Annotated in this window: 9 protein-coding genes and 3 pseudogenes; 4 read left to right on the forward strand and 8 right to left on the reverse strand. The window is 68.9% G+C overall.

Translation table 11 applies throughout. From position 1 onward, the window contains the following. A pseudogene (locus AC1DOC_RS05050) lies at window positions 1-174 on the forward strand (helix-turn-helix domain-containing transcriptional regulator); the annotation flags it as partial. Between the two features lie 181 nt (window positions 175-355). Further along, window positions 356-1,410 (forward strand): annotated as a pseudogene (locus tag AC1DOC_RS05055) (RNA methyltransferase). On the opposite strand, the gene AC1DOC_RS05060 reads toward AC1DOC_RS05055, so the two are convergent. Both AC1DOC_RS05060 and AC1DOC_RS05065 read right to left on the reverse strand, forming a co-directional pair. Further along, the gene (locus tag AC1DOC_RS05060) at window positions 1,377-2,129 is read right to left on the reverse strand and encodes an alpha/beta fold hydrolase (protein WP_018905787.1); all 753 of its coding nucleotides are present in this window, start codon (window positions 2,127-2,129) and stop codon (window positions 1,377-1,379) included. The pseudogene AC1DOC_RS05055 and the gene AC1DOC_RS05060 overlap by 34 nt on opposite strands. Window positions 2,130-2,210: 81 nt before the next feature. Further along, the gene (locus AC1DOC_RS05065) at window positions 2,211-2,600 is read right to left on the reverse strand and encodes a hypothetical protein (RefSeq protein ID WP_478129484.1); all 390 of its coding nucleotides are present in this window, start codon (window positions 2,598-2,600) and stop codon (window positions 2,211-2,213) included. A 150-nt stretch (window positions 2,601-2,750) separates the two neighbouring features. Between AC1DOC_RS05065 and AC1DOC_RS05070 the strand changes: the two genes are divergently transcribed. Further along, window positions 2,751-3,407 (forward strand): winged helix-turn-helix domain-containing protein, encoded by a 657-nt coding sequence (locus AC1DOC_RS05070; protein ID WP_478129485.1) that lies wholly within the window; start codon window positions 2,751-2,753, stop codon window positions 3,405-3,407. Between the two features lie 30 nt (window positions 3,408-3,437). On the opposite strand, the gene AC1DOC_RS05075 is transcribed toward AC1DOC_RS05070, so the two are convergent. The 6 genes from AC1DOC_RS05075 to AC1DOC_RS05100 form a co-directional block, all read right to left on the reverse strand. Continuing rightward, the gene (locus AC1DOC_RS05075) at window positions 3,438-5,207 is read right to left on the reverse strand and encodes an SMP-30/gluconolactonase/LRE family protein (RefSeq protein WP_230537875.1); all 1,770 of its coding nucleotides are present in this window, start codon (window positions 5,205-5,207) and stop codon (window positions 3,438-3,440) included. An 86-nt stretch (window positions 5,208-5,293) separates the two neighbouring features. After that, window positions 5,294-6,286, reverse strand: coding sequence for a tripartite tricarboxylate transporter substrate binding protein (locus AC1DOC_RS05080; protein ID WP_041945812.1), 993 nt, complete (start codon window positions 6,284-6,286; stop codon window positions 5,294-5,296). A 23-nt stretch (window positions 6,287-6,309) separates the two neighbouring features. Continuing rightward, a complete protein-coding gene (locus AC1DOC_RS05085; RefSeq protein ID WP_478129486.1) occupies window positions 6,310-7,365 on the reverse strand; it encodes a Bug family tripartite tricarboxylate transporter substrate binding protein in 1,056 nt (351 codons plus the stop codon). Then, complete coding sequence (locus tag AC1DOC_RS05090; RefSeq protein ID WP_478129487.1) at window positions 7,362-8,273, reverse strand: 2-dehydro-3-deoxygalactonokinase; 912 nt, start codon at window positions 8,271-8,273, stop codon at window positions 7,362-7,364. The genes AC1DOC_RS05085 and AC1DOC_RS05090 overlap by 4 nt, the downstream gene beginning before the upstream one ends. Continuing rightward, complete coding sequence (locus AC1DOC_RS05095) at window positions 8,270-9,457, reverse strand: mandelate racemase/muconate lactonizing enzyme family protein (protein ID WP_015866061.1); 1,188 nt, start codon at window positions 9,455-9,457, stop codon at window positions 8,270-8,272. The genes AC1DOC_RS05090 and AC1DOC_RS05095 overlap by 4 nt, the downstream gene beginning before the upstream one ends. After that, window positions 9,454-10,374 (reverse strand): dihydrodipicolinate synthase family protein, encoded by a 921-nt coding sequence (locus AC1DOC_RS05100; RefSeq protein ID WP_015866062.1) that lies wholly within the window; start codon window positions 10,372-10,374, stop codon window positions 9,454-9,456. Before AC1DOC_RS05100 ends, AC1DOC_RS05095 begins: the two co-directional genes overlap by 4 nt. A gap of 191 nt (window positions 10,375-10,565) precedes the next feature. Between AC1DOC_RS05100 and AC1DOC_RS05105 the strand changes: the two are divergent. Then, window positions 10,566-11,735, forward strand: a pseudogene (locus AC1DOC_RS05105) (sensor histidine kinase); the annotation flags it as partial.

The raw sequence follows: 11,735 nt of genomic DNA on the forward strand, positions 1-11,735 counted from the left end.
AGCTTTGGGTGGGGTTCAGGCTGTTCCGAGCAGGCCCACCTGAACCCGACACAGCTTTATCGGACGCTTGCTCCGAAGGGGAATCCGGCGCTCAGCAGCTCGTCGGCCATTCTGAAGGCAATGGGGTTGCGGCTGGCAGTCCAGCCGCTGGCTGCGTCGGCACACGCCACCTGAGCGCGTCTTGTCGCCCCAAGGTGGACGGGGTCGGCGAACCGTCTTGGCAAAATCGCAGGCTGCCTCATTTCCTTCACGACGCGGAGAACACATTGACATCCCGACGGCCGCCGAATGCAGGCGCTTCCAAAAATGCGGCTGAGACACGGCCGGGACGAGGCGGCACCAAAATGACCCACGCATGCGAATCCACGAACTGAAACAACGACTGCGGGAAGCCGGTGCAGGCCCCAGCCACGAGCAGCGCATCCTGCGGCTGTGGTCCCACGCACTGCCCCGCAACAGCGGCCGACGCCTGCCGGCGAGCTTCTTTCCGTCGTCGCTGCTGGCGGCCCTGCCCGCCATCGAAGCGGAGCTTGCAGGCCTGGCGCGCATCCACGCGGTGCATCCCGGCGCCGATGGTTCCGAGCGGCTGCTGGTCGCGCTGGCGGACGGCCAGACGGTGGAGAGCGTGCTGCTGCCGCGGGATGGCCTGTGCGTCTCGTCGCAGGTGGGCTGCGCGGTCGAGTGCCAGTTCTGCATGACGGGGCGCGACGGGTTGCTGCGCCAGGTCGGCAGCGCCGAGATCATTGCGCAGGTCGCCCTCGCGCGCATGCGCCGGCCGGTGCGCAAGGTGGTGTTCATGGGCATGGGCGAACCGGCCCACAACCTGGACAACGTGATGGAGGCGATCGAGCTGCTCGGCACGGTGGGCAACATCGGCCACAAGAACCTGGTGTCTCGACCGTGGGCGATCCGCGCGCGTTCGAAAGGCTGCAGCAGGCGCGTGTCAGGCCCGCGCTCGCGCTCTCCTTGCACACCACCAAGGCCGACCTGCGCAAGAAGCTGCTGCCGCGCGCGCCGAACATGACGCCCGAGGAACTGGTCGACGCAGGCGAGCGCTACGCCCGGACCACCGGCTACCCGATCCAGTACCAGTGGACGCTGCTGGAAGGCATCAATGACGGGCCGGAGGAGATCGAAGGCATCGTGAGGCTGCTCTCCGGCAAGTTCGGCGTGCTGAACATGATCCCCTTCAACGCCGTGGAGGGCGTGGCCTTCAGCCGCCCCTCGCTGGGGCGCTGCGAACAGATGGCGCGCACGCTGCACCAGCGCGGCATCCTGACCAAGCTGCGCCATTCGGCCGGGCAGGATGTCGACGGCGGCTGCGGCCAGCTGCGGGCGCGCGCGGCCGAAGCAAGGGTGGTGCCGATTCGCTTCGCTCAGCTGAGCGAGGCCACCCAATCCCAGACCTGAGCGGGGGCCTCGACCATCACGTTGTGGCCGTGCGGCCCGAGCTCGCGCGCATCGGGGTCGATCTCGCGGGTCTGCGCCGTCGTGACCAGCGCGTCGTGTTGCCCGCGGGCAAGGTGGACAGGGCAGCGCGCGAGCGCCGCCAGTTCGGGCACCGGCGGCTTGCCCACGGCATGGGCCCGGGGATCCATTGCAAGACGCCAGCCGTCGGCGTCGCGCGCGATGCCCCGCGCAACGACGGCTGCCGCCGCATCGGCGATGCCGGCCAGGCCGCAGACCTTGAGGTACCTGTCCCACGCTTCTTGTTCGGTGGCGAATTTCCTGGCGGGCTGTGACGCCAGCGCCTCCATGCGGCGCAGCTCGTCGTCGCTCCACGCGAGCTTGATGCCGGCCGCGAACACCCAGTGCGGCGCGACGCCGAACCAGCCCGTGGCCAGCGCGAGCGCGATCACTCCGCCGAGCGAATGCCCGAGCACCACGAAGCGGCCCTCGGGACGGATGTGCGGGAGCGCGGCGCGCGCCACGCTGGCGGCGTACTGGCCGATGGCATAGGAGTCCTGCCGGGCCGACTGGCCGTGGCCGGGCAGGTCGGGCACGAGCCAGCGGCCGCTCCAGCGGGCACCGGCCTCGGCGCACATGGGCGACCACACCGCGCCCGTCGCGCCCATTCCGTGCAGCAAGAGGAGCAGGTCCGGGCCTTCGCCGCCTTGTTCGATGTACATGTCCGTTGCCTCCGTCGCATCTGCGACGGCGCAAGAATACTTGCCTCTGCGGGCTTTGGGTGCAGCGCCGGATACCTTCGGCTACTCGAACGCGATCTCTKCAACAAGTGGCGAGTCGGGCTCCTTGCCCAGCGCATTGGCGAACGTACTGCCTTGGCGAAACCAATAGCGGCAGCCGGTTCGAGTGAGCATCGTGACGCACATCAAGCCGTCGGTCTGGACCACCCATGTTCCCGAGGCGCTGCCCGGTCCGCTCTTGTTGGCGAACTCGACACGGCCGTCAGGCCGAAAGATCCAGTGCGACACCATGCCCGTCGACCGGTTCCTCGACTCGATGCCCTTGTCGATGAGCACGCTCTCGATCTCGGCCTTGCCCAGGTAGACGCGTTCCTCGGCTGCGGTCACGTGGGCGATCGGTGGGAAGAGCGCCATCGCGCTGAAGAACATCGAGCAGAAGATTCGCACTTGCATGATTCGCTCCGATCGAGCACATGGGTACCTACGCGATGAGCTCCCCGAACCTGCGGCGAATGCCACCCATCCACGATAGGTGAAGCACGCAGCTTCTTCAGGACCGAACTGCGAAGATGTGGCGATGATTTCGCGAAGAGAAAAGCCTTCATGGCCTTCCGGAGCGAAGCAAACAGGAACAGAATCTCCGAGCGGTTCGCTGTGTTCAATGCCACTGCGGCAATCTCGAGAGATGCGTCCATGTACGAACGGCAACCACCAGCCAATGAGCGAGATCCGCTCGCATCCGCAAGCTTGCGGGGCCGAGCCGGAGTCGCAACAGCGGTTCAGTTCGCGGGCTTCGAGTTCGACTTCGAACGCGGCCAGCTTCGCCAGGGTGGCACGCTGATCCCGCTCAGCCCCAAGCCCGATGCGCTGCTGCGCTTCTTCCTCGCCAATCCCCAGCGCCTCATCGGCAAGACGGAGTTGATGGACAGCCTGTGGCCGGACGTGGTGGTCACGCACGACTCGCTCGTGCATTGCATCGGCGAACTGCGCAGCCGCCTGGGCGATCACGGCGCGACATTGATTGCGACATCGCCGCGGCGCGGCTACATGTTCGACGCCGAGGTGCTGCCCGTGCAGCTCGATCGCGCAGATCCACCCGCGCGCCGGCCGCAAGCAGCGGCGGCGCCGGTGCAGCGGAGCCGATGGCTCTCGGTCGTTGCCCCGCTGTGCGTCAGTGCGATTGGCATTGCCCTCGCGATCTACATGGCGTCGACACCCAGKCCGCGGCGCAGATCGCCGGGCAAGCTTCCATCACGCTGAGGCTTCACGGCGCACGGCGCACGGCGCACTTCAACCAGCGAATGCCGCCTCGGGCAAGCCCCGCGCATCCGGCAGCTGAATGGCGAACAACGAACCGGACAGCGGCGCGGTCGCCAGTTGCTCCTCGCTCAGGCGCAAGGAGGCACTCGTGACAAACAGCGTGTCCAGGTTGTCGCCCCCGAAGCAGCAGCTGGTGGGACGCGGAACCGGCACGCGCAGGCGCTGCATGAGCTGGCCTTCCGGCGAGAAGCGCGCGATCTGCCAGGCGTCCCAGAGGGCGATCCACAGGCAGCCCTGGTCGTCGACCGTCAGGCCGTCGGGCTTGCCGTCGGAGGCCGCGATGGTGATCAGCGGGCGCCGGTTGCCAACGGTTCCGCAGGCGAGGTCGAAGTCGTAGCGGTAGATGGTCTGGCGGTACGTGTCGGTGACGTACATGGTCTTGTTGTCGGGGCTCCAGCCAATGCCGTTGGGCACCGTGAACCCGGTGTCGACCTGCTTCCAGCTGCCGTTCGCCTCGACGCAGAACAGGTGGCCCCGGTTGGCCGCCGCGGCCATGTCCATCGAACCGACCCACAGCCGCCCGCGCCGGTCGCACTTGCCGTCGTTGTAGCGAACATTGGTGCGGCCCGCTTCGGGGTGGCAGAAGGCGGTCAGCCGCCGTGTGGAGAGATCGAGCGCCATGATCCCCCCTGGCGTTGCAACCAGCAGGCCGCCGCTGGCCTTGGGCACGACCAGGCTCGCCATGGTTCCGAGCGGCGTCTCGGTGTCCACGCCCGTCGCGGCGTCGTAGCGGTGCACCGAGGGCGTGAGGATGTCGACCCAGTAGAGCGCATTGTCGCGAGGCGACCACATCGGTCCTTCGCCCAGCAGCGAACGCACTTCGCTCACGCAGCGCACTTCGACGGACGAGGTGGTTTCGGGCGGCGACTGGGTGGCAATGGACATGGCCTTGCCCGCCGCGCTGTGGGTGATGCTGCGGGCGGCGCCCATCAGCGCGGACGACAGGGTGTGGGCGCGCGCCGCGTCCAGCCGGCTCGCATCGGTGCTGATGGCGACGGCACCGATCGGACGGCCCTCGTAGTCGAAGATCGGCGCGGCCACTGCCGCGCGATCCGGCGCGCGCTCGCCCTGCTCGATCGCATAGCCGCGTGCGCGCACCAGGTCGAATTCGGCATGCAGCTCGGTCGGCGTCACGATCGTGCGCGGCGTGAAGCGCTCCAGGTCGAGCGCCTGGATCAGCCGCCGCTGGCCCGAGGAATCGAGGTTCGCTGCAATCGCCTTGCCCGCCGCGGACGCATGCACCGGCAAGCGCTGCCCGACCGCGGAGCGTGCGCCCGACGCCTCGTCCCCCGGCTCGCTGGCCAGGATGACCACGCACCGGCCATCGAGCACCGTGAGTTCCACGGTCTCGCCCAGCGCATCGCGCAGCCGCGCGAGCTCGTCCTGGGCCGCGACGCGCAGATCGAACTCGCTCCATACGTCGTGTGCCAGCTCGAGCAGGCGCAGCCCGAGCTGGAAAGTCTTATCGTAGGCGTTGTGCCGCAGCAGCCCTTCGCGCACCAGCGTCGCGAGGATGCGGTGCAGCGTGGCCTTGGGCAGGTCGCAGGCGCGCAGCAGTTCGGTGAAGGTCATCGGCGTGCGGCGTGCCGACACGATGTTCAGCAGGTTCATCGCCTTTTCCAGCACGCCGAGACCTGGTGTCGACGGCCGCGCGGAATCGGATGCCTGGTCGTGCGTTTCAGCCGCCGGACGTTGGGATGTGCTGTCTCCCTTGGAGATCGCTCCGGTGGTGCGTGTCATGAATACGTGGGAAGGAGTTCCGAAGAGCGGAACATGGGCAGCCGAATTCTAGTTGGAGCCTTCCTGCAGGCCGGCGCCCGCGCGCCTCACTCGAGCTTGATGCCGCGGCTGCGCACCACGTCTCCCCACCGCGCGGTTTCGTTGCGGACGTACTCGCGCAGCTGCGATGGTGTCGAAGCCGACGGCGTCACGCCGAAGCTGGCGAAGCGCTCGCGCACGGCCGGCGTGTCCATGGCTTCGCGCAGCAGCTTCTCGAGCCGCGCCACGCCCGCCGCGGGCACCTTGCGGCCCGCAAAGAGTGCGGCCCAGCCGGAGATGACGAACTCCTGGCCGAGCGAGCGCAGCACCGGCACACCGGGCAGGCCCGCGAGGGGCTGCGCCGAGGTGACGGCCACCGCGCGCAGGCGGCCGGCCTGGACCAGCGGCAGCGCGACCGGAAGATTCATCACGCCCACGGAGACGGTGCCCGCCGCGACATCGGGGATCAGCACGCTGTCGCCCTTGTAGGGCACCGGCAGCAGGCGCGTGCCGAGCTTGCGGTTGAGCAGCTCGGTGGCCAGGTGAGAGAGCGTGCCGACGCCGCTGTTGCCGGCGCTCAGCTCGCCCGCGCGGCCGCGCGCCACGAGATCGTCGAGGCTGCGCACCGGCGAACCAGCGCCCACGGCCAGCACCAGCGGCTGCGTCGAGATCATGCCCACCGGCTGCAGGTCGCGCTGCACGTCGTAGCCGAGGTCGCTGCGCAGCGCCGGCAGGATGGTCATGGTGGTGCTGCCCATCAGCAGCATGTGGTCGTCATTGCTCGAGGCCACCATCGCGGTGCCGGTGATGCCGCCCGCACCCGGCCGGTTGTCGACCACCAGCGGCTGGCCGATGCGCGGCCCGATCAGCTCGGCCAGGATGCGCACGGACCCATTGCCCGCGCCGCCCGGCGCGAAGGGAACGATCACGGTGAGGGGCCGCGTGGGCCACGCCTCCTGCGCGCGGGCAGGCACGGGCCAGAGCGACGGCGCCGCCGAGGCGGCCAGCAGGCCGAGCATGGCGCGGCGCGGAAGCGGGAAAGCAGTTGCCGAAGCTCGCATGGCGCGGTCCCGGGTCCGGCGGCTCATTCGGCCTTGATGCCCGCGTCGGCTGCGAGCTTCTTGTAGAAGGCCGCTTCATCGCGCAGGCTCTTCGCGAACTCCGCGGGACTCGAGCCCACGCGCACCACGCCGCGCTCGCGCAGCTTGGCTTCGGTGTCGGGCAGGCGCAGGAACGCCTGGATCTCGGCCGCGAGCTTGTCGACGATGGCGGGCGGCGTGCCGGCCGGCGCCATGACGCCGTGCCAGGGATTCATCTCGAAGCCCTTCACGGACTCGGCGATGGGCGGCAGCTCGGGCGCGAAGAACACCCGCTGCGCCGTCGAGACGCCCAGCGCGCGCAGCTTGCCCGATTGCACCTGCGGCCAGGAGGTGGCGGCCGCATCCATGGCGGCATCGACCTGTCCGCCGAGCAGGTCGGTCAGCATGGGCGCCGAGCCCTTGTAGCCGACATGGACCATCGAGGTGCCGGTTTTCTGCAGGAAGAGTTCCATGCCCACGTGCAGCGCCGAGCCTGCGCCGGAAGAGCCATAGCTGAGCTGCCCCGGGTGCGCCTTGAGGTACGCGAGGAACTCGGGCAGCGTGCGCGCCGGCACCTTCTGCGGATTCACCACCAGGATCAGCGGCGTGATGCCCACCATGGTGACCGCGGCGAAGTCCTTCACCGGATCGTAGGGGAAGGCCTCGGGCCGCACGGCGGGGTTGATGGCGTTGGCCGCGACATTGCCCATGCCGATGGTGTAGCCGTCCGGCGCGGCCTTGGCAACCACCGCCATCCCCACGCTCGAACCGGCGCCGGGCTTGTTGTCGACCACCACGGCCTGGCCCCACGCGGTCTGCAGGTGCGTGGCGATCATGCGGGCCATGGCGTCGGYGGCGCCGCCGGCCGGCACCGGCACGATGAACTTGATCGGCTTGGACGGATACGCAGCCGCCGGCGCAGACTGCGCCTGCGCGCCGCCGAAGGCGGGAAGCAGCGCGCAGGCAAGCGCGAGACGCAGGACGAATCTCTTGTCTTTGTGGAACACCATCTTTGTCTCCTTGAACTCGATCAGCGAATTGATGGCAATGACGCCGTTCATGCCATGTACTTCGCGAGGCCAGCCTGGAGGGCGACGCGCCATTGCCCTCGCGTGGTCGCCCCGTCGCTCGCGCGGCGCGTGTCCACCCCGGCGATGCCAAGCGCGGTTTCGTAGCGGCTGCACAGGTCGTCGTCACCCAGCAAGGTGACGCTGCGCTGCGGATGCCGCGCGGTCGCGCTCGCGATCTCCAGGCCGATCAGGATGCCCGAGAGATAGTCCGGCAGGCCCTCCGGATCGATGTCGCCCATGAGCCCGGCGGTGCGCGCCGCAAACACCACGTGCAATGCGTTGCCATGCTGTGCCAGGCCCAGCCGGACGCCGGCATCGAAGGTCTCGGGCCGCGCCGTGCCGAACGCCATGAGCCGGCCGAGGATGCCGTGCTTCGTCAGCAGGCCATAGAACTCGCCGGTCATGAAGGTCTCGAAGCGCTCGACCTTGCCCTCCTCGCCCAGCCAGGCCCATTTGCTGTGCGTGCCGGGCAGCACGCAGCAGTCGCCGGCCGCAAGGCCTGCGCCCCAGAGCTGGGTTTCCTCGCCGCGCATCACGTCGTGCACGCCGTCGATGCCGATGCAACGGATGCCGGGCACGATGTGCAGCACCGCACCGGGCCTGACCTCCRCCCGCACCAGCTGCGCCGCGGCGGCCGGCAGCCCGGCCGGACAGGCGACATAGGGCGCCTCCTGCCAGCCCTGGCGGCTGCCGATCATGCCGCTCGCAATCAGCGGCACCGCATGCGCGTCGATCCAGTCGCCGCACAGCGCCAGCAGTGCCTCGGCGAAACGCCGGTCGGGCACGGCCATTACGCCGCCGGGTGCGCTGCGGGCTTCGAGGAGGCCGCCATGCGCATCGAGCAGGCTCGCGCGCAGGTTGGAAGTGCCCCAGTCGATGGCGATCAATGACGCCTTCATTGCGCAGCGCCTTTCTTTCTGAGGAACTGCCAGACTTCCGGGGCGGGCTCGATGCCCAGGCCCGGGCCCTCGGGCAGATGGAAGGCCCCGGCGTCGCAGCGCATCGCAGTCCGCACGTACTTCAGGTTGCGGTCGAAGACCGAGTGCTGGTATTCGTGCATCGGCGCATTGGGCAGCGCGGCCGTGGCGTGCAGGCTCGCGGCCTGGTAGATGCCCAGGCCGATGCTGGCGTGCGGGATCACCTTCATGTGGAACGCATGGGCCATGCGGCCGATCTGCATGAACTGGCTGATGCCGGTGTGCCCCATCTCGGGCTGCACGATCGACATTGCGCGCCGCTCCAGGCGAGGGCGGTATTCGAAGACCGTGCGCCACTCCTCCCCCAGCGCGAGCGGCACGCGCACGCTCGCGCCCACATGGGCCTGGCCCTCGATGTCCTCGGGCTGGCAGGGGGCCTCGACGAAGTAGGGCCTGTAGGGCGCGAGCTGGTCGATGAGCTGCACCGCTTCCTGCGCGGTGAACTTCCAGTGCAGGTCGACCATCAGCCTGACGCCGTCGCCCAGGCCTTCGCGCAGCGTCCGCATCTCGGCCACGATGCCATCGAAGGAAACGGCCGCGTGGTACTTGAAGGCATCGAAGCCCTTGGCGACGAAGCCGCGCGCGAGCTCGAGCCGGGCCGCGAGGGTCGCGCCCGGAAGGCCGGACACGTAGGCCGGCACGGTCTGGAGCCGCTGGCCGCCGAGCAGCTTGACCACGGGCTGGCCCACCAGCTTTCCGAAGAGGTCCCACACCGCGATGTCGACACCCGCGATGGCATCGACGTAGAAGCCCCCGAAGAAGCCGCGCACGCGCATCAGGTCGTAGAGGTCTTCCTGGATCACCACCGCGTCGCGCGGATCGCGGCCCACGATCACCGGCCCGATCACGTCGTCGATGATGCTCGTGACCGCGTCGGGCGCGACGATGCCGTAGGTCTCGCCCCAGCCGACGGTGCCGTCGTCGGCGGTGATCCTGATCAGCACCGACATGTCGGTCGACGGATAGATCGCGCGATTGCCGCTGCGCACGAGGTAGCCGCGCTCGTTGATCTTCTCGCCGGGCCCCAGGGGTCCGAGGTAGGGCGTGTCGCGCGGCAGCGAGACGATGAAGCTCTCGACCTGCGCGATCTTCGCGAAGCCGGTCATGGCAGCCGGTCCTGCGGCAGCAGCAGGTCCGCGATGTCCGCCAGGAAGGCGTCGACATCCGCCATGTCCTGCGCGTCGAGCAGCGGGCCCGGCATGCGCTGGCGCGTGTCGGCGATGAGGCCGCGCTTCTTGAGCACGTACTTCGTCAGCGACCAGCGGAACACCGCCTGCACGTTCAGCACCGGCAGCATGCGCGTGAAGAGCGCGCGGACCCGGTCGGCGTCGCCCGCGCGGTGCGCCTTGAAGAGCGTGGTGTGCACCTCCGCCAGCTCGATCGCGGGCATGGTGCCGGCCGCGCCGCGGCGCAGTTCGTCGGTGATGTAGCGCCCGCCCGCGCCGCCGAAGACGCCCAGCAGGCTGGCCGGCGCCTTGTCGCGCAGCACCGAAAGGCGCTGCCCGCTCGGCAGCGTTTCCTCCTTGACATACCGGATCGACGGAACCGCCGCGAGGATTTCGAGCACCACCTCGGGGTCCAGCCCCGCACCTACCGGCGGCGGCACGTTCTGCAGCATCAGCGCAGTCCCCTCGGCGGCCCGCGCGACCTCGCTGAAATAGGCGATCTGCTCGGCCGCGCCTTTGCGGTCCGGCGGCACCGCCACCATCAACGCGGCCGCGCCGCGTGCGCTTGCCTCCGCCGCGAGGCGAACGGTCGTCGCGGTGTCGCCGCTCGAAACGCCCGCGATCACCGGAACGCGGCCAGCCACCTCGGCCAGCACGACGCCCAGCAGCGATTGCCGTTCGTCGGGGGTCAGCTGGCCCACCTCGCTGGCGACACCCGGGTAGGTCATGCCATCGACGCCGCACCGGATCAGATATTCGGCCAGCCTGCGCAGCGAATCCGCGTCGGGCCGCCCCTGGGCATCGAAGGGCGTGGGAAGAACAGGGAAGACACCTGTCAATGAAGGACGCTCGGCCATGAAAGTTTTGCGATTAGTTCCAATGAATGGAAATTATCTTTCTGGCTGCTTTCTTGGCGATCTGGTGCAAACCCTTAACCACCGGAATCCGGCAGACGAGCGCCCGCCCTCGGCACCGCTCGACCGCGCAGGGAATTTGCCGTTCTTTTCCATTTAATGGAAAATTTTGACGAGCACATAATTGTGTCCTGATGAAACCATCCCGCGTTGCCCTTGGCCGGTGGACCGCAACGCTGTGGCTCGCCCTGCCCTTGGCCCTGCTGCCCTGTGCGAGCACCGCCGGCGCACCGGCCACGGATGCGGCGCCGCAGCAGGGCGGCGCGGTCCAGATCACGCGGGCCGAACTGCTGTCCGTTCCCGGCACGGGCTATTCGGCTCCGCCGCGGCGCATCGAGGACGCCGGCCTGCCGCGCGAGGGATGGCAGACGGTCGACCTGCCGCGCACGGCCGCGCGCGAGCTGGTGCCCACGCCGGCCGGCAGTGTGCGCACCGTCACCGACTGGTACCGCATCGACCTGTCCGGGCTGGCGCCACCGGCGCGGCAGCCGCTGCTCCTGTACCTGCCGCGCTGGAAGACCCTGGGCCGCATCGCGGTGTACGGCGATGGCGTGCTGCTCTACCAGTCGCAGGGCAGCGCGGTGCACAACGGCTACAACCATCCGCTGCTGTTGCCGCTGAATGCGGCGGCGAACACGCCGTCCCCGGCGTCGGTGCTGATCCGCGTCGACCGCCTGCCCAGCAGCGGGAGCGGGTTCTCCACCGTGTGGGTGGGCGGCGAGGGTTCGCTGAGCTGGCGCTACCTGCTGCGCCAGCTGCTGCAGGTGCAGCTGCCGTTCATGGGCAGCGCGGCCTTCCTGGCGGTGGGTGCCTTTGCCTTCGCGGTGTGGCTGGGCAAGCGGCGCGAATCGCTCTACCTGCTGTTCTTCGCCATTTCGGCAATGGCCTTCCTGCGCATGCTGCACTACTTCGTGAGCGGCGACTACCTGCTGGTCTCGGACGAGTGGTTCGAATGGATCACCGTGGCTTCGCTGCTCTGGCTGATCATCCTCATCCACCTGTTCCTGCAGCGCCTGCACCAGCAGCCCTCGCGCTGGCTCACGCGCTTGTCGGTGGGGCTGGCGCTGGCCTGCAGCATGGCGACGCTGCCCCATGTGTCCAGGGCGATACCCAGCCTCTACCTCTTCACGCCGCTGCTCAACCTGGCGGTGCTGCCCGTCACGGTGCTGATCTTCGCGGTGAACCTGCGCAAGGCGCTGCGCGCCAAGTTTCCCGAGGGGCGGCTGGTGGCGGGCTGGGCCGTGCTGGCGCTGGCCTTCACTTCCTACGACGGGCTGCTGCAGAACAACTTGGTAAGCCCGGAG

Source organism: Variovorax sp. 01T439_2, from assembly GCF_056398445.1.

Bases quoted from the DNA above. Each gene is read 5' to 3' on its own strand.
- AC1DOC_RS05095 (WP_015866061.1), bottom strand. From the start codon at position 9,457: ATGACCGGCTTCGCGAAGATCGCGCAGGTCGAGAGCTTCATCGTCTCG.
- AC1DOC_RS05080 (WP_041945812.1), bottom strand. From the start codon at position 6,286: ATGCGAGCTTCGGCAACTGCTTTCCCGCTTCCGCGCCGCGCCATGCTC.
- AC1DOC_RS05060 (WP_018905787.1), bottom strand. From the start codon at position 2,129: ATGTACATCGAACAAGGCGGCGAAGGCCCGGACCTGCTCCTCTTGCTG.
- AC1DOC_RS05075 (WP_230537875.1), bottom strand. From the start codon at position 5,207: ATGACACGCACCACCGGAGCGATCTCCAAGGGAGACAGCACATCCCAA.
- AC1DOC_RS05100 (WP_015866062.1), bottom strand. From the start codon at position 10,374: ATGGCCGAGCGTCCTTCATTGACAGGTGTCTTCCCTGTTCTTCCCACG.